The 21,680-nt window shown below is 60.0% G+C and carries 18 protein-coding genes and 4 pseudogenes; 6 read left to right on the top strand and 16 right to left on the bottom strand.

Annotation, left to right across the window (positions count from 1 at the left end):
• Nucleotides 1-9: 9 nt before the first annotated feature.
• Both BLP23_RS17695 and BLP23_RS17690 read right to left on the bottom strand, forming a co-directional pair.
• Nucleotides 10-1,188, bottom strand: coding sequence for an acetate/propionate family kinase (locus BLP23_RS17695; RefSeq protein ID WP_092586195.1), 1,179 nt, complete (start codon nucleotides 1,186-1,188; stop codon nucleotides 10-12).
• Nucleotides 1,189-1,191: 3 nt separating this feature from the next.
• Nucleotides 1,192-2,214, bottom strand: a complete 1,023-nt coding sequence (locus BLP23_RS17690; protein WP_167363942.1) for a phosphate acetyltransferase — start codon at nucleotides 2,212-2,214, stop codon at nucleotides 1,192-1,194.
• On the opposite strand from BLP23_RS17690, the pseudogene BLP23_RS35335 reads away from it, so the two are divergent.
• Together BLP23_RS35335 and BLP23_RS35330 are read left to right on the top strand one after the other, a co-directional pair.
• Nucleotides 2,200-2,250 (top strand): annotated as a pseudogene (locus tag BLP23_RS35335) (multicopper oxidase domain-containing protein); the annotation flags it as partial. The gene BLP23_RS17690 and the pseudogene BLP23_RS35335 overlap by 15 nt on opposite strands.
• 34 nt (nucleotides 2,251-2,284) lie before the next feature.
• Nucleotides 2,285-2,362 (top strand): annotated as a pseudogene (locus BLP23_RS35330) (multicopper oxidase domain-containing protein); the annotation flags it as partial.
• A 116-nt stretch (nucleotides 2,363-2,478) separates the two neighbouring features.
• Here the strand turns inward: BLP23_RS35330 and BLP23_RS17680 are convergent.
• Nucleotides 2,479-2,832 carry an EF-hand domain-containing protein gene (locus BLP23_RS17680; protein WP_092586475.1) on the bottom strand — a complete coding sequence of 118 codons (354 nt, stop codon included), beginning with the start codon at nucleotides 2,830-2,832 and terminating at the stop codon, nucleotides 2,479-2,481.
• Nucleotides 2,833-2,849: 17 nt separating this feature from the next.
• Nucleotides 2,850-3,092 (bottom strand): glycine zipper 2TM domain-containing protein, encoded by a 243-nt coding sequence (locus tag BLP23_RS17675; protein WP_092586192.1) that lies wholly within the window; start codon nucleotides 3,090-3,092, stop codon nucleotides 2,850-2,852.
• A 735-nt stretch (nucleotides 3,093-3,827) separates the two neighbouring features.
• Between BLP23_RS17675 and BLP23_RS17670 the strand changes: the two genes are divergently transcribed.
• Nucleotides 3,828-4,841: a 1-aminocyclopropane-1-carboxylate deaminase gene (locus tag BLP23_RS17670; protein WP_167363921.1), complete on the top strand. Its 1,014-nt coding sequence runs from the start codon at nucleotides 3,828-3,830 to the stop codon at nucleotides 4,839-4,841.
• Nucleotides 4,842-4,844: 3 nt separating this feature from the next.
• Here the strand turns inward: BLP23_RS17670 and BLP23_RS17665 are convergent, their stop codons facing one another.
• On the bottom strand, nucleotides 4,845-5,327 hold the full coding sequence (locus BLP23_RS17665) for an Lrp/AsnC family transcriptional regulator (RefSeq protein WP_092586474.1): 483 nt from the start codon (nucleotides 5,325-5,327) through the stop codon (nucleotides 4,845-4,847).
• Nucleotides 5,328-5,792: 465 nt separating this feature from the next.
• Here BLP23_RS17665 and BLP23_RS17655 point away from each other — a divergent pair, with 465 nt between their 5' ends.
• Nucleotides 5,793-6,275, top strand: coding sequence for a hypothetical protein (locus BLP23_RS17655; RefSeq protein WP_139187080.1), 483 nt, complete (start codon nucleotides 5,793-5,795; stop codon nucleotides 6,273-6,275).
• 41 nt (nucleotides 6,276-6,316) lie between these two features.
• Here the strand turns inward: BLP23_RS17655 and BLP23_RS17650 are convergent, their stop codons facing one another.
• The 6 genes from BLP23_RS17650 to BLP23_RS17625 all read right to left on the bottom strand — a co-directional run bounded on the left by BLP23_RS17650 (nucleotide 6,317) and on the right by BLP23_RS17625 (nucleotide 14,355).
• Nucleotides 6,317-7,813: an amidase gene (locus tag BLP23_RS17650; RefSeq protein WP_092586473.1), complete on the bottom strand. Its 1,497-nt coding sequence runs from the start codon at nucleotides 7,811-7,813 to the stop codon at nucleotides 6,317-6,319.
• A 78-nt stretch (nucleotides 7,814-7,891) separates the two neighbouring features.
• Entirely contained in the window at nucleotides 7,892-9,274 is a 1,383-nt protein-coding gene (locus BLP23_RS17645) for a M20 family metallopeptidase (RefSeq protein ID WP_092586188.1), read from the bottom strand.
• A gap of 10 nt (nucleotides 9,275-9,284) precedes the next feature.
• Nucleotides 9,285-10,928, bottom strand: coding sequence for a dipeptide ABC transporter ATP-binding protein (locus BLP23_RS17640; protein ID WP_092586187.1), 1,644 nt, complete (start codon nucleotides 10,926-10,928; stop codon nucleotides 9,285-9,287).
• Complete coding sequence (locus tag BLP23_RS17635; protein WP_092586186.1) at nucleotides 10,928-11,827, bottom strand: ABC transporter permease; 900 nt, start codon at nucleotides 11,825-11,827, stop codon at nucleotides 10,928-10,930. The genes BLP23_RS17640 and BLP23_RS17635 overlap by 1 nt, the downstream gene beginning before the upstream one ends.
• A gap of 1 nt (nucleotide 11,828) precedes the next feature.
• Complete coding sequence (locus BLP23_RS17630; RefSeq protein WP_092586185.1) at nucleotides 11,829-12,746, bottom strand: ABC transporter permease; 918 nt, start codon at nucleotides 12,744-12,746, stop codon at nucleotides 11,829-11,831.
• Nucleotides 12,747-12,843: 97 nt separating this feature from the next.
• On the bottom strand, nucleotides 12,844-14,355 hold the full coding sequence (locus BLP23_RS17625; protein WP_092586184.1) for an ABC transporter substrate-binding protein: 1,512 nt from the start codon (nucleotides 14,353-14,355) through the stop codon (nucleotides 12,844-12,846).
• Nucleotides 14,356-14,521: 166 nt separating this feature from the next.
• On the opposite strand from BLP23_RS17625, the gene BLP23_RS17620 reads away from it, so the two are divergent.
• The gene (locus tag BLP23_RS17620) at nucleotides 14,522-15,163 is read left to right on the top strand and encodes a GntR family transcriptional regulator (protein WP_092586472.1); all 642 of its coding nucleotides are present in this window, start codon (nucleotides 14,522-14,524) and stop codon (nucleotides 15,161-15,163) included.
• Nucleotides 15,164-15,681: 518 nt separating this feature from the next.
• Here the strand turns inward: BLP23_RS17620 and BLP23_RS17615 are convergent.
• Nucleotides 15,682-16,596, bottom strand: coding sequence for a LysR family transcriptional regulator (locus BLP23_RS17615; protein WP_092586183.1), 915 nt, complete (start codon nucleotides 16,594-16,596; stop codon nucleotides 15,682-15,684).
• A 125-nt stretch (nucleotides 16,597-16,721) separates the two neighbouring features.
• Here BLP23_RS17615 and BLP23_RS17610 point away from each other — a divergent pair, with 125 nt between their 5' ends.
• Nucleotides 16,722-18,029 (top strand): lactonase family protein, encoded by a 1,308-nt coding sequence (locus BLP23_RS17610; RefSeq protein ID WP_167363920.1) that lies wholly within the window; start codon nucleotides 16,722-16,724, stop codon nucleotides 18,027-18,029.
• Nucleotides 18,030-18,376: 347 nt separating this feature from the next.
• On the opposite strand, the pseudogene BLP23_RS34595 reads toward BLP23_RS17610, so the two are convergent.
• The 4 genes and pseudogenes from BLP23_RS34595 to BLP23_RS17595 all read right to left on the bottom strand — a co-directional run.
• Nucleotides 18,377-18,510: pseudogene (locus tag BLP23_RS34595) on the bottom strand (MYG1 family protein); the annotation flags it as partial.
• Between the two features lie 342 nt (nucleotides 18,511-18,852).
• Nucleotides 18,853-20,265: a phosphatase PAP2 family protein gene (locus BLP23_RS17605; protein WP_233426751.1), complete on the bottom strand. Its 1,413-nt coding sequence runs from the start codon at nucleotides 20,263-20,265 to the stop codon at nucleotides 18,853-18,855.
• Between the two features lie 164 nt (nucleotides 20,266-20,429).
• Nucleotides 20,430-20,525, bottom strand: a pseudogene (locus tag BLP23_RS35120) (transcriptional regulator); the annotation flags it as partial.
• 109 nt (nucleotides 20,526-20,634) lie between these two features.
• On the bottom strand, nucleotides 20,635-21,363 hold the full coding sequence (locus BLP23_RS17595) for a phosphatase PAP2 family protein (RefSeq protein ID WP_092586471.1): 729 nt from the start codon (nucleotides 21,361-21,363) through the stop codon (nucleotides 20,635-20,637).
• Nucleotides 21,364-21,680: the final 317 nt, after the last annotated feature.

Here is a 21,680-nt window from a genome sequence, read left to right as displayed (position 1 = left end):
ACAGGGGTCTCAGGGTGCTATTATGAGTGCAAGCGTGTGGCGGGCGATCATCAGTTCCTCATCCGTCGGCACGACGTAGAGCTCGACGCGGCTCGCGGGAGTGGAAATGAGCACCGCGCCCGCCTCGTTGGCCGCGGGATCGAGTTCGGCTCCCAGCCAGGCGAGCCGTTCGGCGATGCGGGCGCGGATTGGTGGCGAATTCTCCCCGACGCCCGCCGTAAAGACAAAAGCGTCGAGACCTCCAAGCGCGGCGGCAAGCGTGCCGGCGCTGAGCGCACAACGATGGACGAAGTGATCGATTGCGAATGCCGCACGCGGGTCATCGCTGGCAAGAAGATCGCGCATGTCGCCGGAAAAGCCTGACAGCCCCTTCAGACCGGACGCCCTGTAGAGAAGGTCCGTAACCTCTCCCGTAGTCATGCCTCTGTGGTCGAGCAGATATAGCACGACGCCGGGATCCATCTGGCCCGGCCGGGTGCTCATCGGCAAGCCATCGAGTGCCGTAAAGCCCATCGTTGTTTCGAGGCTGGATCCGGCCTTCAGCGCGCACATAGACGCGCCGCTGCCGAGATGGGCAACGATGATCCGTCCACCGGCGATACCGGGCGCGACTTCGGCCAACTGCTCGGCAATGTATTCGTAGGACAGGCCATGAAAGCCGTATCGACGCACTCCATGCTCGTAGTAGTCCCAGGGCAAGGCGTAGCAATCCGTATGTGGAGCGTGGCCGCGATGGAAAGCGGTGTCGAAACAGGCGACCTGGGGCACATCCGGATTGATTTCCATCGCCAGGCGGATCGGCGCGAGGTTGTTCGGCTGGTGCAGCGGAGCAAGCTCCTGGAAAGTCGCAAGCTTGTCGAGCGTGTCCCGGTCAATGAGGATCGGTTTCGCATAATCCGGGCCGCCATGGACGACGCGATGTCCAATGGCGCGGAGCGTGAAGCCCTTAAGGGTCAGCAACCACGCACGGGTTTCAGCAATCGCCGCCGGTAGGTGGCCGACTACCTCTGGCGCATATTGGCGATCAACCAGGATCGTTCCGTCGGCGGCGCTCGCCGCCAGACGGGGCCGTACTCCGATGCCATCGATCTGACCACGAATGCAGCGTTTGGGGCCAGTGTCGGCGATCTCGAAGATCTGGAATTTCAGGCTTGACGAGCCGGCGTTGACGACAAGGATCGCGTCCATGGTTCAGGCCGCCACTTGTATTGCACGCGGCCGGGCGGCGGCGTAGAGCGTAGCGATCGCGCACGAAGCCAGACGGCTGCGCACCGAGTCGGCACGCGAGGTCAGCACGATGGGCACACGCGCGCCGAGCACGATTCCCGCGGCATCCGCATGGGCGAGGAATGTCAAGTTCTTGGCCAGCATGTTCCCCGCCTCAAGGTTGGGCACGACGAGGATCTGTGCCCGGCCCGCGACGGGCGACGTGAGCCCTTTGATGCGAGCGGCCTCGGGGCTGATCGCATTGTCGAATGCGAGCGGGCCATCGAGCACGCCCCCGGTGATCTGGCCGCGTTCAGCCATCTTGCATAGCGCTGCGGCTTCGATAGTCGACGGTATTTTTGTCGTCACGGTCTCGACGGCGGAAAGGATCGCCACACGGGGCAGACCGAGCCCGACCGTCGTCCAGAGGTCGATTGCGTTCTGCACGATGTCACGTTTGGCATCAAGGTCGGGAGAGATGTTGATCGCCGCATCCGTGATGAAAAGCGTGTCGGCGTGGCCAGGCACATCCATCACGAAGACATGGCTGACGCGGCGTTCTGTGCGCAGGCCGGTGGCGGAGGCCGTAACTTCGCGCATCAGTTCGTCCGTATGCAGGCTGCCCTTCATGAGGAGCTCGCCCTTTCCCTCTCGGAGCAGGACGACTGCCTTCGCCGCAGCGGCGTGGCTATGTGGAACGTCGACCATTTCGTACTCTTTCAGATCAAGCCCGTTCTCCGCGGCGACCGCCTGAATTTTTGCCGCGGGGCCGACCAGGACAGGTACGATCAGTCTGTTCTCGGCGGCTTCGAGCGCGCCCCGCAACGACGTCTCGTCGCAGGGATGCGCCACGATCGTGATGGCAGGCGCAACCTCCCGCGCAGCGGCAATCAGCCGGTCGTATTTTGACTCCTCAGGTTTGGTCGTGGGAAGGTCGGTCACTGGGAAGCTCCCTTTGCTTCGATCTTCGATCTGATCAACACCTAGAACCACTCCCACCCGATCCATTTGCATGGCTATTCCTTCAAGGCGCTGGATGTCTAGCGTCTGAACCTGCCGCAGCACCATCCAGTAACGCGCCGATAATCCGGGCGACTGGATGCTACATTGCCACATCCTCGAGCCTCAGAAGACAGGGACAAGCTATGTGAGGCTGCCTGACAGCATCCTGCTGGTTACTCAACGGAACGAACGCACCGGGCCGTCGCTGCAGCGTAGAGGCGAGCAGAAACACGCTTGCCCCTGGCGCTAGGGTCGCTTTTGCCTTTTACGCTACTGCAGGCTGCCGTCGCCGCCGCGGTCGGCGGCCTTGAAGTCCGACATCACCCTATTCAAGAACTCGTTCTGACTAACCTTGCCATCGCTGTTGGCGTCGGAGGCCGCGAACTGCTGGGTATTCAGAACTCGGGCAACTTCGTCGGAGTTCAGGCTGCCGTCCTTGTTCTTGTCCAGGCCCGCGAACGCCGACGTCATGAAGGCTTGATATTCGGATCGGTCGACCGCTCCATTCTTGTTACGGTCGAGCCGGTCCATTTGGCCCTGGTTCATAGCCATCGGTTGATTCTGCGCGGCGGCCGCAATGGCGGTAAAAAAAACCAATCCTGTCGCTAGGACTACTCTTTTCATCATCCCGCCCCTTCGCATCAATAGCAGGTCAAGGCATTGCCGCCCGCAGCGCCCAGCGTGGCGCCGCCGCCAACAGCCCAGAGTTGCCCGGTCCCCGAGCCAATGGTCGCGCCGAGCAATCCGCCGACGACCGCGCCGCCGACCGTACCGGCGATGCAGCCGAACTCGTTACTGCGTCCTCCTTGCGACGTCGCAGCAGATTGGCAGCCGGACAAGGCAAGGCAGCCTATGAGAGAAAGACTTATCGTGCGCTTGGTCATCTTTTCCTCCAAGTATTTCCGTTCACGTTTAAGACAGACGGCGGAGGCGCCAATGAGTGGCGTCGGACGAAAATAAGCTTCTGAGTATGTCCCTCATGTGCGAGAGATTCTACTGTTGATCAGAAGCAACTCGCAGACAAAACATGCAGAGCGCGTTGAAGCTGCAACACTGCAGCTAAATACTACCACCGCGCAAGGGCGAAGACAACACTTGGCGCCTGTCTCGACCGCTGATGTGCTGCGAAGCGAGATCAGATTGCTCGGTTCAGAGCCCCAGGGCCGGACCCAAATCTTGGCAACAGGTTCATTTCTACATGGAGCAGCAGGGAAGTTCTCGTTGGTGAAGTGGCTTGCAATATATACTTTTTCTCCGCGCGATGATGCGATCGCATTGGAGATCCAGATGAAAAATATCTCTTCGGATTATCCTTGCCACCTCTCCTCGCTCGTCTTTTTTCAGCGTTGCTGAGCCGCATTTCACCGCAGGACGCCCCTCCTGAGGGGACCCCTGCTCCGTCCAATGGGGCCACGCCCGCAACGGCCTCAATAATCCAGGTCGGCTGGCGGGCCAACCGTCAGCGTATGAAAGGATCCTTCATTTGATGGCAAGCGATAGCGATATTAACGTCATTTTTATCTCGCCTTTGGATCAGTATCTACAATTTTCGGCAGCATTAGAAAGCACCTTTCGTAAGTAACATGGTAGGAATTTGCCATCGATTGACGGAGACCTCGATGCTGGAAAAATTTGAACGCTACCCCCTCACCTTCGGCCCGACGGCCATTGAGTTCCTGCCCCGCCTGACCAAAGCGCTCGGCGGCGACGTGGAAATCTGGGCAAAGCGCGAGGATTGCAATTCGGGTCTCGCCATGGGTGGCAACAAGCTGCGCAAGCTCGAATACATCATTCCCGATGCCATCGCCTCGAATGCCGATACGCTGGTGTCCATCGGCGGCGTCCAGTCGAACCATACCCGCATGGTGGCGGCCGTGGCAGCCAAACTCGGCATGAAGTGCCGGCTCGTGCAGGAGAGCTGGGTCCCCCATGAGGATGCCGTCTATGACCGCGTCGGCAACATCCTGATGACCAGGCTGATGGGCGCCGATAGCCGGATCGTCGACGACGGCTTCGATATCGGCATCCGCAAGAGCTGGGAAGATGCGATCCAGTCGGTCATCGACGAGGGCGGCAAACCCTATGCCATCCCGGCTGGCGCCTCGGTGCACAAATATGGAGGCCTCGGTTATGTCGCCTTCGCCGAAGAGGTCGAGCGCCAGGAATCCGAAATGGGCGTCAAGTTCGACTATATCATCGTCTGCGTCGTGACCGGCTCGACCCAGGCCGGCATGATCGTCGGTTTTGCCGCGCAGAACCGCGCCGACCGGGTCATCGGCATCGACGCATCCGGTACGCCGGAACAGACGAGGGCCCAGGTACGGCAGATCGTCGACAACACCGCCGAACTCGTCGAGCTCGGCCGTCCCGTGCGCGAAGACGAGATCGTCATCCTCAACGACTATGCCTATCCGGCCTATGGCGTGCCGTCAAACGAGACGAACGAGGCGATCCGCCTTGCCGCACGCACCGAAGCGATGATCACCGACCCCGTCTATGAAGGCAAGTCGATGCAGGGCCTCATCGATCTCACAAAAAAGGGCTTCTTTCCGAAGGGATCGAAAGTGCTTTACGCCCATCTGGGCGGCGCCCCGGCACTGAACGGCTACAGCTACACCTACCGGAACGGCTGATCGTCAAAAGGCCAGGGGTGCATTGTCGGTCACTTCCTTCATGACGAAGAAAGTGCGGGTCTGCCGCACGCCGGGCAACGTCAGCAACTGGTTCCCGTGCAGGCGGTTGAACGCCTGCATGCTGCTCACGCGGATCTTCAGGAAGTAATCGTAATCGCCCGCGATCAGATAGCATTCGATGACGAAACCCAGGGCCTTCACGGCCTTCTCGAATGCTGCAAACGATTCCGGTGTCGACCTGTCGAGGACGACACCTACCATCACCACCACTTCCAGGTCTATGGCGGTGGGATCGATGATGGCGCGGACACCCCTGATCGCTTTCTTCTTGAAAAGCCGCTGCGTGCGGCGGTGACAGGTCGCGGCGCTGATATTGACCTTGGTCGCCAGGTCGGCATTCGTCAACCGCCCGTTCTTCTGCAGATGACGAAGGATATTGAGGTCGATCGCGTCGAGCTCATCGTCACTTGAGGCAGATTCTTTCATTTGTCGGCAATTCCTGAATGACTTTACCCACTCTAGGCAGAGGTAGAAGGCGATGACAAGGGTAGCGTCGCAGCGGAAAACAAATGGCTCCGTTCCCGACACTGCCCTCCTCTGCGGCATGATCTTGCTGTGGGGACTGAGTTGGCCAATCATGAAGCTTTCGGTGGAACAGGCACTGTCGCTCTGGCTCGCTGTTGTACGCTTTGTCTCGAGCAGCATCGGCCTCTTGCAGATGGCGGCCTTCACCGGGCTCGGCATGGTAGCGATGACCTTCATTGATGCTGGCAAGACCCGCTGCTTTGCCTATTCCACTCCGCTCTGGTCGGTGCGGCACGTCCGCCTCCGTCGCCTTCCTCGGCGAACGGCTCTCCCTGGAAAGCCTTGCCCAATTCCAGCTCATCATCGCCGGCCTGGTGATTGCCGCCTGGGCGGTCAAGCGCAAGGCGCAGACCGACGGCAGGATGAGTGAGCGCAACAGTCGCAAGAGGCGGTTTTTTCCTATTGATCGTGTATGAGGCGCATCTTAATGAAAGTCATGATCATCTGCAGGTCGAGACATGTTGCCGGGGCGAGCCCGGAGGCGGTAATGTCGATGCAAAGGATTGTGTTCGCGCTGATGCCAATCCATGGAGCTGGACGCTGTCGGGCTTCAGCTCCGGCGACGGTATAGGGCTTTATCTGATTGCCGGTTCATCCGCAGCCGCAGCGGTCCTATTGGCCGACGCGATCCGGCAAGGCGACATCGGTCTCGACGTCGACCTGTGGCGGGCACTCGTTAGTCGGTCCAAGCGTGAAACCCCTGATGGGTGGTCGACCCCGCCCGCCTGGAGCGCCAAGGCCGTGGACACGCCGACCATGCGGGCAACGAGAACGACGATTTCGGCCATGAGCTCACCCGATCTTGCGCAAGTTCACGTTCGGCAGGCCGAAATCGTCCTTGCCGGATAAATTCGGAAACCTGCCCGAACGGGCCAGAATGAACTTTATGCTCACCAATCCGGCATGAAGCCCGGCATGTCTTTGATTGGCGCAGAAGCGGCCAGCCTGTCGAGATCGATCTGCGGCACACCAAGTTCCGGGTCGTCAGCGAGCAGTGCTTCGACGGCGGCCGCCATGCGAAGGACGCGATGATCGTCATGCCGGCGGCCGACGATCTGCAAGCCGAAGGGCATGCCGAGCGCATCTCGCCCGACCGGAATGGTGATCGACGGATGCCCGGCCAGCGTCGAGGCGTAGGCCATGGCAAGCCAGTGGTAGTAGCTCTTGGTCGGCTTGCCGTCGATCTCGGTCGGATAGAGTTCGTGCCAGTCGCGCGGGCTGATCGTCACCGCCGGGCAGAGAATGAAATCCCAATCGTCGTAAAAACGCTGCCACCTGCGGTAATAGGCGGTCTGTGCGACCATTGCGTCATAGACGTCCTGCACCCCGTAAGTGAAAGCCTCCTCGATATTGGCCTTGACGTTGGGGCCGACTTTGTCGGCCTCCTTTTCGAGGAAAAGGCGATGCCCGACAAAGGCGATTGCACGCAGCACCGAAAAGATGCGGTCGGCATCGCCCGAGGCCGGATGCAGCTCGTCGGACGTACCCAGATGCGGCACGATCTTTGCGACGACCTTGCGGAAGGCGTCGCGCACGACGTTCTCCGTTGGGGCGAAACCGAAGTCCTCGGTGAAGGCAATGCGCGGTTTGCGCAAATCCAGCGGTTTCGGATCGGCGAAATCGAAGGGATTCCAGGCGGTCTTCCCAGCGACGACGACGGTGAAGGGATCAAAGCGGTCCGGCCGTGCGAGGACAGACAGCATCAGCCCGACGTCGGCGACGTTGCGAGCCATCGGGCCGCTGGTCGAGAGGTGGAAAAGCCCGATCGGCCGTGTGTCGCCTGGTACGACCCCGGGGGACGGGCGAAACCCTACGACACCGCAAAATGCGGCGGGATTGCGCAAGCTGCCACCGGTATCGGATCCGGTAGCAAGTGGCGCCATTAGCGAGGCAAGCAAGGCCGCAGAACCGCCCGAAGAACCGGCCGCGCTTTTCGTCGGATCGTGAGGATTTCCGGTCGCACCATAGAGGCGGTTGATGGTATTGCCGCCGGCACTCCAGTCCGGATTGTTGGTCTTACCGAGCGGCATGGCGCCGGCAGCACGCATCGCGGCGACGATAGCATCGTCCTTGGTCGCGATATTGTCGCGAAAAATCTCCGAACCGAAGGTCGTCGGCAGGCCGGTGACGTCGATCATGTCCTTGACGCCGAATGTCAGCCCGTGCAGCGGCCCGAGCGGTTCGCCTGCCATCACCTTTTCTTCGGCAGCCTTCGCCTCGTCAAGCAGCCGGTCGAAATTTCGCGCCACGACGGCATTGATCGCATGGTTGAGGGTTTCCACCCGCTCGATACTGGCCTTCGCCATTTCCACCGGCGAGAGTTTTTTCTCCTTAATCAATCGAGAAGCTTCGCTGGCGGTAAGATCGGCGGGGTGTGTCCTTGTCATGGCAATCTCCAGTCGGGCGGTGACTTTCGGGCCGGCATCAATAGCCGCCGACGAGCAAAAGACCATAATCAACCATCGTCAGGCAATCGCATCCGCCTTTCCGCCATTATCGGCGATGTCGAGGAACAGCGCGGTCATCACCCGCATCCCCTCTTCGGCGATCGACAGAAGCGCGTGCTCGTTCGGTCCGTGTTGGCCGCATTCCGCATGCGAATGGGGAATCCAGATCGTCGGCAGGCCCAAAATGTCGGTGAAGGCGTCGTTCGGCAGCGAACCGGCGAGGTTGGGCAGCACATGCGGGCTCTTGCCGCTGCTTGCAGCGATCGACCGCTCGACGAAACGCACCCAAGGATGGTCGGGCGGAAAGCGGGTCGCCTTGAACGGCTCCTCTTTCGCTTCCCGCACCTCGACCATCGAAAACCCATGCGCATCGAGATGGCGGCGCAACGCCGGCACGATGTCGTCGATGTCGGTCCCGACAACGAAGCGCAACTGGCAGCGGGCCTGGGCCGAGCCGGCGATGGCGTTTTGCGGTGCCGCGATATTGCCGGAGGAAATGGCGAGCACGGCCAGCGAATTCCAGCCGAACACCCGTTCGGATGGCGTCAGGTCCGTCTCGCCCCAGTCCAGATCGTGCCGGCGCGGCGGCAGGTCCTTCAAGGCCAGGCGAATGTCATCGGTCAGGCTCGTCGGCCGCCATTCGGGCACCTGGATCTGGCCGCGGGCATCGACGATCGAGGCGATCGCATGGGAAAGTATGATGACAGGATCGGCCAGCAGCCCGCCGAAATTGCCGGAATGATAATCGCCATCGCGCAGATTGACAACGAGATCGAACGGAAGCCCGCCGCGCGATCCCATAAACATGGTGGGGGTATCAACCGTGAGCCGTGGCCCGTCGGACGCGATCAGCACGTCGGCGGCAAGCGCCTCTTTCTGCTGCGCGAAGAATTCCCGCAGGCCGTAGGAACCGGTCTCTTCCGCCATCTCGATGACGATCTTGGAATTGAAGCCGAGCGAACCCCGCCCCTTGATCACATGCTCCAGCGCCTTGATGTTGATGAGATGCTGGATCTTGTTGTCGGCCGTGCCCCGCCCAAAGAGCTTGTCGCCCTCAATGATGAGCGAGAAGGGTTCGAGCCCTTTGCGCCAGCGGCTCGCCTCGCCGTTGCAGACGTCGCCATGCCCGTAGGTGAGCACCGTGGGCAGATCGTCGCCCTCGATACGGCTTGCGATCAGAAGCGGCGCGCCGTTCTCGCGGGGATTGGCGAAAATGCCGGATTCATAGCCGAGAGCTGCAAGCATCGGCACCATCTCGTCGGCAAGGTAGTTCATCAGGGCTTCCGGCGTACCCTCCGACTGACTGATCGACCGGTGGGCCACCAGACGCTTGAGATCACCAGCCAGAGCCCCGTCTCGCGCATAGGCCGAAGCCGCGGCTATGATTGCATTCCTGTTCATCGTCACTGCCCTATACCGTCCTGCCAGCATTCAATTTCGTCATATCGGGAACCTCCCAACCTTTCCCCGGCATCGCCGTGACGAGGTGTTTGGTATAGTCCTTCTGGGGATTGCCAAAGACCTGATCGACCGTCCCGTATTCGACCGCTTCTCCTTTTTGCATGACGAGGATGTGGTCCGAAACCTCGGAGGCCACCCTCAGGTCATGGGTGATGAAGATCATCGTTAGTCCGACCGTGGCCTTGATCTCGTTGAGGAGCTTCAGGACATCCTTCTGCACCGAAACGTCAAGGGCGGAAACCGCCTCGTCGGCGATCAGTATCCTAGGCTCCACCATTAGCGCCCGAGCGATCGAAATACGTTGCCGCTGGCCGCCCGAAAACTGCGCGGGATAACGCTCAAGTGCATCTTCCTCCAATCGGACGATCGTCAGGAGTTCGCGCGCCTTCTTCAAGGCATCGGGCCTGGGCACGCCGAAATTGACCGGTCCCTCGATCAGCAGGTCACCGATCCTGCGGCGGGGATTGAGTGATCCATATGGGTCCTGAAAAACGATCTGGATATGCCGACGGAACTGTTGGCGCCCAGCCACACTCGCGGTATCGAGCCTCTGATTGCCAACCCAGACCGAGCCTTCATCCGGCTCGACCAGCCCCATCAGGCAGCGCACCAGCGTCGACTTGCCCGAGCCGGATTCGCCAACGATGCCGAGCGTCTGCCCTTCGAGGATGACGAAATCCATCGGCTTGACCGCAGCCACGGTGCGGGCCGGCTTGAACAGCGTCGCTGGCGTGCGGAACGTCTTCTCAATGCCGGCGACGCGAAGCCCGATCGGACGGTTGCTGTCCGGCGTGCCCTTGGCCTTGTGCCGGCGCGGAACAGCATCGATCAGTCGCTGCGTATAGGGGTGACGCGGATGGTTGAGCACATCGTCAGCACTGCCCTGCTCCACCACGAGGCCATTCTGCATGACAAGCACGCGGTCGGCGATTTCGGCCACCACGTCGAAATCATGGGTGACGAACAGGATGCCCGCATCGCGCTTGTCTCGCAGTTCCTTGAACAGGTCGAGGATCTGCGCCTGCGTCGTAACGTCGAGGGCCGTCGTCGGCTCGTCGGCGATCAACAGCCGCGGCTCCATCGCAAGCGCCATGGCGATGACGATGCGCTGCCGCTGTCCTCCGGAAAGCTGGTGCGGATAGGCATGATAAAGGCGTTGCGGCTCGGGAAGCCGAACCTCCTCCAAAAGCAATAGCGTACGAGCCCGCTGCTCGGCCCGCGTCATCCTGGTATGGGCGCGGAACACCTCCTCGATCTGCTCGCCCACTGTGTAGCAGGGATTGAGCGCGCTCATCGGCTCCTGAAAGATCATCCCCATGCGCGTGCCACGCAGCGCCGCATGTTCTTTCGGCGAAAGCTTCAGCACATCCTGTCCATCGAACAGGATCTCGCCCGAGAATGGCTTCAGCGCTTTGGGCAGAAGCCCCATCGTTGCGAGCGAGGTGATCGACTTGCCGGAGCCAGACTCGCCGACTATGCAGAGGATTTGCTTCGCCCCGATCTCGAGCGACAGATTGGTGACCGCATGTGGACGATCGCCACCTTTGGGAAGGTCGACGGTGAGATTGCGGATGGAGAGGACGGAACTGGACATTAGTTTCTGCCCTCCGGTGCGGTGACGTCTCGAATGCCGTCGCCCAGCATGTTGATGGCGAGCAGCAGGATGAAGAGCGCGATACCAGGGATTGCGATCAGCCAACTCTCGAACAAGAGCATCTCCTTGCCCTCCGAAATCATCAGTCCCCAGGACGGGGTCGGCGGTTGGACGCCGAGGCCGAGGAAGGAAAGGGCCGCCTCGAGGATGATGGCATGCGCCATTTCCAGCGTCAGCACGACGATCAGCGCATTCATCACGTTCGGCAGCACGTCCTTCCACAGGATCCGCGGCACGTTTGCGCCGAGCACTTCGGCGGCGGCAATATAGTCCATCTTGCGCACCTGCATGGTGGCGCTACGCATGACGACAGCAAACCGGTCCCACAGTAGGCAGCCGAGCGCCACCACGACCACGGTCAATGAGCCGCCGAACAGGGCGACGACCGCAAGCGCGACAAGCGTTGCCGGGAGCGCCAACCTCACGGAGACGAGGAACATCACGACCGCATCCACCTTGCCGCCGAAATAGCCGCCAAGAATGCCGAGCGTGGTGCCGATGATGGCGGAAATGAAGGCGGCAACACAGCCGATCATCAGCGATACTCGAGCGCCGTAGATCAGTCGGGACAGATAGTCGCGGCCCAGCGTATCGGTGCCAAGCACATGCTGCCAGGTACCGCCGAGAAAGACCGGCCGTGCCATGCGCGCGAGCAGATCCTGCCTGTAGGGGTCGTGCGGGGCAAGAAGCGGCGCGAAAATGGCGACGGCGACGACGACGGCGATGATCAGGAAGCCGACCATGAAACTGCGGTGGCGCAGTGCCCGGTGTATGAAACGCGCGGACTGCCTAGTCGACGCGACGGCGGGAGAGGCGGAAGCCACGGAAATTTCGCTCATGTCAGTTGCTCCTCAAGCGCGGATCGAGCCAGGCGTTCAGGATGTCTGCCAGGAAGGTGAGGCCGATGTAGAACATCGAGAAGATCAGGATCAGGGCCTGCATGGTCGGCAGGTCATTGCGAGAGATGGATTCCCAGGCCAGGAAGCCCGCGCCGTGCAGCGCAAACACGGTCTCGACGATGACCGAGCCGCCGAACATGAAGCCGAGCTGGACGGCGGCCAGGCTGACGACCGGGATGATGGCATTGCGCAGCGCATGCTTGAACATCACGATGCGCCAGTTCAGCCCCTTGGCGCGCGCCGTTCGGATATAGTCTGCTGCCAGCACTTCCATCATGCCGGCACGGGTGAGCCGCATGATCGCCGGCATCGCATAATAGCCGAGCACGACCATCGGCAGGATGTAGCCCGTCCAGGTGCGGGTACCAGAGGCCGGAAGCATCCCGAGATTGACCGAGAAGACGACAATCAGAATGAGACCGAACCAGAAGCTTGGGATCGCCTGGCCGACGACGGCGATCCCAATCGCGGCGCGGTCGATCCAGGTATTGGGAAACGCGGCAGCCAGCACGCCCATCGGGATGGCGACGATGAGCGCAAACAGCATGCCGAGGCCGCCGATGGCCATCGTCACCGGGAGACGCTCAGCGATCATGTCGGCGACCGGCACCCGGAAATAATAGCTCATGCCGAAGTCGCCCGAAAGGGCACGCATCAGCCAGTCCAGATACTGCGTGATCAGCGGACGGTCGAAACCGTATTGCTGGCGCACCGCAGTGATTACCTCGGCGGTAGCGTTTTCCCCGGCGATCGACACCGCAGGGTCGCCGGCCAGATAGAGGAGGATGAAGCTGATGAAGGAGACCGTCAGCGCGACGAGCAACGCCAACCCGAGTTTCGCCAGGATAAATTTGAACACGAAGCACCCTTTTGATCGCGCTGCGGGACGAGAAGATGGTCTTCAGCCGGTCGCACGACCGGACCAGCATGGCCAGCCCGGACGCTGCCGAGACAACTTATTTCCAGCTAATGTCGTAGAAGCGGATGATCTCGTCCGGCGTTGGCTTGAAGTTGACGTCGGCGCCCATCACGTAATTGGTCGAATAGACCCAGAGCGGTGTCCAATAGGCCTTGTCGGCGATGACCGACAGCGCCTTGGAATAGGCGGCCTTGCGCTCGTCCGGGTTGGTCGAGCTATCCCCCTTTTCCAGCAGGCCTGCAACCTCTGGATCGCGCGCATCGTCCTCGCCGCCCATGCGGAAGAACGCGCTGGTGATCGCCGAAATGTCTGCGAGCGAGTTCGAGCCCCAGGTCATGAAGGAAATGGGCGCGCCTTCCTTGATCCGCTTCTCGCGAAGTGCGGCATACTGCATGTAATTCAGCTTACCGGTAATGCCGACTTCGGCGAGCATGCCGATCATCGCCTCGGCAAGGGGACGATCGCGATAGGCGTAGAAATCGATACTGAAACCGTTCGGATAGCCCGCCTCTGTGAGCAATTCCTTGGCCTTTGCCGGATCGTAGGGATAGACCATCACGTTTTGCTCGCAGCCGAACTGGTCTGGCGCGCAGGCGCTGTTGATGACCCTGGTCGTACCCTTCATCAAAGCGTCGATGATGCCCGGGCGGTTGATCGCCATATTGACCGCCTGACGGACCTTGAGGTTTTTCATCGGACTATCGCCCGTGCGGCCGGCGGCATCAAAGCTGAGGTAACCGACACGCATGGTCGGTGCGTTCACCACTTGGAACTGACCGACGGTCGCCATTTTGTCGGCCTGGTCGGATGGCACACCCCAGACGATGTCGATATCGCCATTGAACAGTTCAGCCATCTGCGTATTGGCATCCGGCACCGTGCGGATATCGATCGTGCCGATTGACGCCTTCGGCTTGGCCGCAGCGAAATAGTCGGGATTGCGCTTCAACACAAAGTGGCGGCCCGGCTCGACGCTTTCAACAGAGTAAGGCCCTGTCCCGATCGGCTTCAGGGCGACGCCCTGCTGACCAACGGCCTGATAGTATTCGTTGGGCTGGATAACGATCGGGCCCGCAAGATATTCCAATGCAGCCGGAAACGGTCCGTTGGTATGGATGCGCACCGTGAACTGATCGACCTTCTCAGCCGACTTGATCCAGTTGGTATTTGCCTGAGCTTTCGTGCCGTTTTTCGGGTCGACGGCGTAATTCAATGTAAAGACAACGTCATCGGCATCAAAGCTTTCGCCGTTCTGGAACTTTACGCCCTGCCGAAGTTTCAGTTCGAGCGTGGTAGCATCGACCCATTTCCATTCCGTCGCGAGGTTTCCCTTGTACTCGCCCGTGGCCGTATCACGATAAAGCAGCGCGTCCCAAACGGCATAACCGAGAAGGACCCCTTCGCGGGCCGTGTTGTAATAGGGATCAACGTGTTCCAGCTCCTTGGAGAATGCGATGTTGAGGACATCGTCGGCTTTACCGGCGGAGGCTTGGGTGGATACCAGGCAGGCGGGCAGAAGAAATGCCGAAAGGGCAATGACATGTTTCATAGCGTTCCCTTTATTGTTGCTCTATTTTTATGCATTTTTATGTTTGTATTAATTGTAGGCATTTTTTTGATGTTGTACACAATTATTTACAAGTGAGTGCAATACGGCGGGAACCGATGCAATGTTCGTCTCGCTCTGATAAAGGATGAAGCATGGTGAGGGCGCGATGACCACGAAGACATCTACCGCAGATCTAATCTATGAACGTCTTGAAGCGATGATTGCAGATGGAAGGTTCAAGGATGGCGAAAGGCTTGATGAAGTGAGCCTTGCGAGAGAATTCGGCGTCTCGCGCACACCGCTGAGGCAGGCATTGCAGTTGCTATCCAGCTCGGGCTTGGCCGTCTTTCATCCCAATCGCGGAACATTCGCGCGCACGCCGGACTTCGTCCGACTCGTGGAGATGTTCGAAGTCATGGCCGAGTTGGAAGCCTGGTGCGCCAAGCTTGCTGCACAAAGGATAACGACGGCACAGGTCATGCTGCTGCGGCAGGCAGCACTGCGTTGCGACCGCGCCCTCTCGATACAGGATTACCGACAGTACTACCAGGAAAACGAGACGTTTCACGGCATCATCTATGACGCCACGGGAAACGGTTTCCTGGCAGAGGAGACCCGCGACATGCAGCGGCGCCTCCGCCCCTTCCGGCAGGCACAACTTACGGTCGCTGACCGCCTGACGAGTTCAATGAAGGAGCATCGACAGGTACTCGAGGCACTCGAGGCACACGATGCGCGAAAAGCCGAGACGGTGATGCGCGAACATATCCGCATACAAAGCATGACTTATAAGCAGCTTCGTAACTGACACGAGCCACTATCCTGCCGGCGAGCTCGCCGCTGAGAGCGAGCTTCGCACAAGCGGGCTGACTTGGGTGGCTCAGCAGTTCGGCTTTGTCTATGGTGACGATGTGCCGCCGTTGTGGCCGCTATCCATGGAAAACAGCTTCGATGTTGTCGTACTCGGTCAGCTTGAGTCCCTGCGTCGCGCAGCTCTACAAGGCGCGCGATCCCACGCTGTCAGGTTTGACCGGATTTCCGATGTGCCGGATCTGCGAACAGGAGTTGGGCCGGTGAAGAAGCATGGCCGGTCCGGACACTGAAAGGTCACCGTGCAACATCGACGTGATGAGCGCCGTGCAGGACAGGGATGCGACTTGCCGGGCGGCTGATCGGCGTTCTCAGCGATCGCGCGATCGAGTCACCGGGCCTCTTCCTCTATTATCCGAAACGAAACTCTCTGCTGCCCACGCTGAGGGCCTTTGTCGATTTTGCCCCTGTCCGGGCGCAGGAGACCAAGTGGAACAGCTTTGTGCCGAGGACGCCCTATGCGCGCCGCTCCACGGTTTCGCTCACTTCCAGCAGTGTACGCCTCAGCCAGCTATGGCCCGGATCACTGTCGTTCCGACGGTGCCAGAGCATCGTCTCCTCGTATCCGGAATATTCGAACGGCACAGGAAAAGACCGTATATCGGGCCAGCTGGCCAAATCGATCAGGTTGGCTGAGAGGGTGCAGATCATGTCGGTGCGTGCAATGATCGCAGGCACTGCCAGTGCGTAAGGCAGGCTCATCGCGACGTATCGCTTCATGCCGCGATCATCCAGCATGCGATCGATATAGCCCTTGAGATCACCGACATGGGTGACCAGAAGATGCGGATACTTGAGGAAAAGGCCTAGCGTCAGTTCATCGGTGATTTCGGGGTGTGAGGCCGATACGAGCGAAATCCAGTCCACATGAAAGAGACTCGCCCGCTTTATGCTGGTCGGAGCATCCGGCAGGATCGTAATCGCAAGATCGACTGATCCCTTCTCAAGCTGGTCGATCACCTCCTGGCGATGAAGGCTTCGGATCACGAGGGAGATCCCTGGCGCAATCCTTCGCAAGGTCGCCATCAAGTCGGGAATCAGGGTGACTGTTACGTGATCCGTTGTCGCAATTCTGAAAACCCGCTGCGACCGCTCCGGCAAAAATCGTCCGAGCCCGCCCAAAGTGTCCTCGATCTGGCGCAACGCCGCGCGGATCGGATCAGCAAGGTCAAGCGCCTTTTCTGTTGGGCGCACGCCATCGGCGCTACGGACGAAGAGATCGTCGGCAAAAAGCTGCCGCAAATGCGCCAGCCGCTTGCTCATGGCGGGTTGGCTCAATCCGATCCGCGCCGCTGCAACGCTGACGCTCCCTTCGCTCAGCAGAGCGTCAAAGGCGACAAGCAGGTTCAGATCGACTGCGGCGAGCTTCATGGTGAACCTCCGATGGCTTATGAATATTACTTTGAGCGATATTCGTATATCCAATATCGATTGGACGACTGATGTTGGCAATGGGAGAAAGGCGGTCAAGATCAAACAAAACAGAGGTTGATGTCATGCGAACCCGTCCAAGCTTTGCCGCGTTGGCGATTGGATTGATGCCCATCATCGCGTCTGCGGAAGCTTCCGCGACCGAAGCCCACACGGTCCTTGTCCTCTCGGATACCGACATGGTGCCGACCGTGTACGAAACTGGTGAACTCGGGCCTCCAGACGCCGAGCACAACGACATGTTATCCATCATCACCTCTCCGCAGAGCGGAACGCCACAGGTGACGCAAATGGAAATATCCAACTCGACCTACGGCCCGCCGGGCGCTCTCGATATTTCGCCGAATGGAGATTTCGCCTTCGTGGCGGAGACCTTCCGCCCGCGACCCGAGGGCGCAACGCGACTTGATGAACTACCGCAAGGCGACACGATCCGTTCGGTGAAGCTCGACCGCGAGCAGCCAACGATCATCGACAGTGTGCGGGTCGGCGCTCAACCGCAGGCCATCGAGGTCAGCCCGTCCGGCGACCTCATCGTCGCGATAACCGTCGATGCCGACCGCGAACTCGCCTTCGTTTCTCTCGACGGCGGCCATTTCGGAACTGTCACCAGCTTCGGTCTTAACCTCGAACCGTCAACGGGATTTATTCCCCTGAAATCGACCTGGGTGCGCTGGCACCCGAGCGGACGGTACATCGCCGTCAACCTGGTCGATCGCAATCAGGTCGCCTTCTACGAGGTCATACGAACCCAGAACGGGGCCGTCTCGGAGATCCGGCCGTGGGGCAATCGCGTTCAGACAAACAAGTTTCCCTTCGTCGGCTGTTTCTCGCCGGATGGCCGCTACTACGTTACGTCCGACCTGCAATGGGGGATCGACACCGAGGGGTTCTACGGCGTGCGAGAAGGAATCCTGACGACGGTCAGGCTCGCAGATGTCGGCACTTCCGGCGATGCGGCACGGCATACGGTGCCCCACATCGCTGTCAGCGGCTGGGGCGCAGAAACAATTGCCTTCAGCCCTGATGGACGTTTCCTTGTCACGTCCAACCTGCGCGGAACCGGAAAGCCGGACGGCTCGCCGGACTGGACCAAGGAAGCTTCGCTCAGTCTTTACGAAATCAGCAGCGAAACCGGGCGACTGACGCATCACGGCGAATGGCCGGTCTCGGGAGTTCTACCCCAGGGCCTGGCGTTCGATCACGACGGACGCCACGTCCTTGTCGGCGTCCATCGGTACAGAAGCGAAAACGCATCACCCGCCGGCGCTGTCGAAGTCTGGCGCATCGCCACGGAGGGCCGCCCTGCCCTCGTTGCGACGCAGCGCCGCATCAGGCTTCCGCCTGGGGTCCATAGCATCGCGACCCAATAGACCTGTGTAGGCGGGCGTTCAGCCGGTGCGCCAGCTTCCATCATCGCCTATCTGGCCTTAGCGCACGCAGCACATCGGCAAGAACGATATCGCCGTTCGGCGATCCGAGAAAACTTGCCGACCAGCCCGAGATAGCCGTGAACGCTCGACCAGTCGGCCAGAAGCAGCGCGTGGGCTAAATCGTCGAGGGGGGGCGAGCTCGAAGTCCGGGGTTGCGGGGACCTGATTGCTCAGAGATTTGTAATTTCGGTACGGAAGTTCAACTGCAGCACCGCTTTGCGCTTCGCCGTGGAACGTGTGTCCTTACCGAACCACCCCAGCGGACGCAATTTATCTAGCCCGATAGAGATAGCTTCGTCTACCGCCAACTCCGCCATGGCGAGCGCAGCCTCGCGGGCCTGGCGGCCGCGATGAAGCGGCCATTGTGACAAAAGCTCGTGTCATCTATGCCGCAAGCCACCTCCAGATCACGATGGGTCAAATGTCGAAGGCGGAGAAGATGCGGGCGTGCTTCTTTCATTGTGTTCTGCGCTGGTTAACTCACGACTAAAAAACGGCCACGGGTCTTGACCTCATCAATTCAGGCCTGGAAGAGCTGCAGGCGCAATCCGAGGCAATGGACGATCCCTTGATCGCCAAAACGCATACATACTGGGAAAGCAATGGCCATGAGACGCGCCGCATCTGCATCGTCTCGCACGTCGGCTGCTGAGTGAACGGAACGTTCGACCGAGAACCCCTCGCTTGCGATTGCGACATTTTCAGGAGAAGGCGCCGGCGGTCATCCGCTGGCAAACGGATCAAACCGGCCTCCTCCCTTCCGCTAGTCTGACCCGTCTTTTTTTGCCCGCTCGATGAATTTCCCGGCGACCGCTTTGCCAAGTGCGGCACCGGCCTGGTTGTCCATTTCATAGTGGATGCCGGCCCACACGCGGGAATCGCCCGCCTCCTTGCCGACCGCGCGGATGAACTCCGCCCGGTCGGGGAACAGGTAGGCCAGCACCTCGCATCGGGCAGTCGACAACGTGGAGTGGTTCGACGGATAACTGGGATGGGCGGGCACTGCGAACAGGGGAGTGATGCTCGGGTCAAGCATGTTGGGTCGCAGGTACCAATAAGCGTATTTCCCGTCATTGCTTGCAATGTAGGCGTCGTAGTAGACCGTTGCGAGCATCGCGTAAGCCCGTGCGGCGCGCGGCGGGTTCGAATCCGTCTTGTCCTCGAACATCCACTTACTGGCATAGTCATACCAGTCGGTGAACAGGCCGGATGGGCTTTGCCAGTAGAACGCCTTGTAGTTGTTGGAGAATTTTCGCTCAAACTGCCGGACTGCCTCCGTCTCCGCCTTCACGGCCGCAGACTTGCAGTCGGGCGGAGCCGGTGGCCGGAATTCATCGCCTGCCTCGAGCAGAATCGGTTTCCAATTTGGCATGTTTGCATTGGCGGGTTTGCTTCCGACCCACATGCACGGCCCGGTCGGCACCGTGCCGGTCCAGACGGTATCGGAGCCATCGGCCTTTGCCAGCGCAATCACTTGCTCTGCCACGCGTCGCCCCAGTGCCAGGCCGGCGGAAGAGTCGCTTGGGAACTGGACACCGGCAAGCACACGCGACTGTGCGGCTTCTTCGGCCATCGCCTGGAACGACGACGCCTCGTCCGGAAAGAAATAGGCAAGAACGGTCGCGGCGGCGGCGGCGGCTGCCGCGTGTTCAGATGGATAACCGGGACTGCGAGGCGTAGGCAGCGCAGTCGGCAGTGTCGTATCCACCTCGCTCGGGCGGGCGCGATTGTAGAAGTATTTCGACTCCCAAGCCGCGACGGTGGCGTCGTAGACCGCCATTGTCAAATAGGTGTAGACGCGATGCGCATTGGGGATCGTCTGGTTTACGAGAAGACGGTGGTTGACCAGGTCGATCCATCGATAGCCCGGCGAGCCGGCGTCCCAGAACGTGATCTTGGCGGCGACCTGCGCATCGTTCTTTGCGACAAGTCCGCGGACCTGCTCCAACTCGGTTGCGGAAGTATCCGGTGGGGGCGGGACTCGGAAGTCTTTGCCCGACGTGATTACCCACGTTTTCCACGTTCCAGCGTTTGGTTCTATCTGATCCGATTGGGCGAAAGCGAAGTTCCCTGACAAAAGGATTAGCGCGCAGGCCCTGCTAAAGCCGCTAAGCATGTTCGACCCCCATACTTGATCCCGGCCCAAAGACCGAAGGCTTTCGGTTTTGACGGCCATTCCATTTCTATTTTAGCAATGTCTAATTATACCGCGAAGGGCTGCGAAGTGAAGAGATAAAAGGCCCCCTTCCCGCGTACCGATCGAGTGGGTCGCCCGGCACAACCTGATTGCTCCCAGCGAATGGAAGGTCCTTTCCGCCATGACTACTTCCCTTCGGTTGGTGGGGCTGGTTCCTTTTGCAAGGCTTTCCATGCCTCATCGCGGTTCTGCAAATCCTGCCGGATCAAGGCGCGAATATACTCGCTGGCATTTTCATGGCGTGTTGATGAAATGTCGGAATCCCTGGCGGCGGAAGATGGGTAAATAATCCGGCGTGCACCAAGCCTCAAAGGACAGTCAAACATTGTTCTGTGTGAGTATCACCGGTCATCTGGCGGGAGTGAGAATGCGCTGTTCGAGCGCGGTCAAGCCGGAGAAAACGACGATCGGCATCAAAAAGCCGAGGATTACATCGGAGATATAATGGGCGCCGACCACCACGCGCAGGACTGCGGTCGCAACTGAAGCAATGGCAACCGGCCGGCCGAACCAGAGCCTTGCCTTCGGCGGCAGAAGGAAGATCAGGCACAGTAACCAGCCGGCTCCCGATGCCTCACCAGACACGAAGGAGCAGTTGCTCGTACATTGACCGAGAAACGATCCGGCCGGCATAAAGTCCATGTGACCGCCGAAAAAGGTGGTCTGAATCGGGCGGGGTCGCCCCGAATGGCTCTTCAGCAGCAGGTTGACGATCAATCCCGTGCTGAGGCCCAAAGTGGCGAGCGAGAGCCACAGGCGCCGCATCGGCATTTTCGCCGCAATCGATTTGGACAGGCTTCCCGCGGTGACGGCGATCACGATCGCGACGGCCGCGATGTATGGCAAAACATACAGAGCCCAGCGCAGCAATTTGATGGATTCATAGCGGCCGAAGGCAAAGCTGCCGCATTCCGCACCTCCCCCGCAAAGCGCTCCCCGGAAGAAGAATGACGAGGCTGCAATATCCATCGCCGGGAATGCATGAAAAATGGAAAGCAGCAACAGCCAGGTCAAGGCCACGAGGAAGAAGGTCCAGCTGGCGCTGGCGCGGCCGAGCGGTACGGCTTGATAGGCCATGTTCATAATTCCTGTGTTTCAACCACCAGCTTCGACGACATGGCTTCTGTCGCCATGCGTCCTTGTCTGCCTCTTGCCTGACAATTGCCTGAACGGGATTTGATACCGGAACTGATGATAAGATTTCCGAAGAGCCGGCTGTGGATACCGGCAACTCGCCCGCCGGTATCCACGGATGCATCTATTGGAGCGGAACCCTCTGCCCTGCCTTCACTGTCGGCTGATCGAGCTTCAGGGTCATCGGAGCTCCGCCTTCGCCGCCCTCCGTCACCTTCACTGTGGTCGCGGACAGAGAGGACACGGACGGCCAGAGCCGC

The organism is Rhizobium mongolense subsp. loessense, assembly GCF_900099775.1.
Classification (GTDB): domain Bacteria; phylum Pseudomonadota; class Alphaproteobacteria; order Rhizobiales; family Rhizobiaceae; genus Rhizobium; species Rhizobium loessense.
The sequence above is the reverse complement of the archived record's forward strand: the minus strand, read 5'-3'. Positions and strand labels throughout refer to the sequence as shown.